The organism is Yersinia pekkanenii (assembly GCF_001152565.1).
GTDB lineage: Bacteria > Pseudomonadota > Gammaproteobacteria > Enterobacterales > Enterobacteriaceae > Yersinia > Yersinia pekkanenii.
Genome location: NZ_CQAZ01000195.1, coordinates 1 through 688, shown reverse-complemented (window position 1 = coordinate 688; position 688 = coordinate 1). Strand labels below are relative to the sequence as shown.

Here is a 688-nt window from a genome sequence, read left to right as displayed (position 1 = left end):
TGCGATAAACAGCGGCATGCAGGGCGGGTATATCAGGCGCTTTATTCTCTGGCAACAGATGATAAGGGGGAACTCTGTTACCTGCATCAGACCCTGCTTGATGGGGATAAGAAAGCGAATATTGGCGATAGCGCCAAACGACTTAAATCACTACAGGAACAGAACTACCTTGATCATGCTCGTTCAGTGGCCATACGCATGTTTCCCGTTGCGTCCACGTTGGGCATTGCTGAAGGTATTGAAACAGCCCTGTCTTGTTATCAGGTGTACGGAATAAATACCTGGTCAGTGATCAACGCAGGATTCATGGAGAAGTTCAGGGTGCCGGCTGGTGTCAAGCACCTCATTATTTTCGCTGATATGGATAAACATTCAGCTACCGGACAGGCGGCAGCGTTTAATTGTGCCACCGCCAACCTCAGAGCAAAAAACGATTTGATGTCTGTGAGTGTTCGCTGGCCTGATTCTGGTGATTTTAATGACTTTGTTATGAATGGTGATCAGGTTCGTGAGCAGATTTACACAAAGAGGGCGGCATAATGAAACTAGAATCAGCAATTAAGCAGTTCAGCGCCAAGAGCCAGATGATTACGGATTCCCCTCGCGCTACCTCTTCCGATTCGCTCAAAGGGCCAGATATGGCAGCCGCAATGGGAATGGTTGAGGCTCGGGCCAGTTTCGGCATGGC

Annotated in this window: 1 protein-coding gene; it reads left to right on the top strand. The window is 49.0% G+C overall.

The genetic code is table 11. The features are described from left to right. Window positions 1–540: toprim domain-containing protein (locus AEP37_RS23930; protein ID WP_049615678.1), on the top strand; the 540-nt coding region annotated here is incomplete at its 5' end. Between the last annotated feature and the right edge of the window lie 148 nt (window positions 541–688).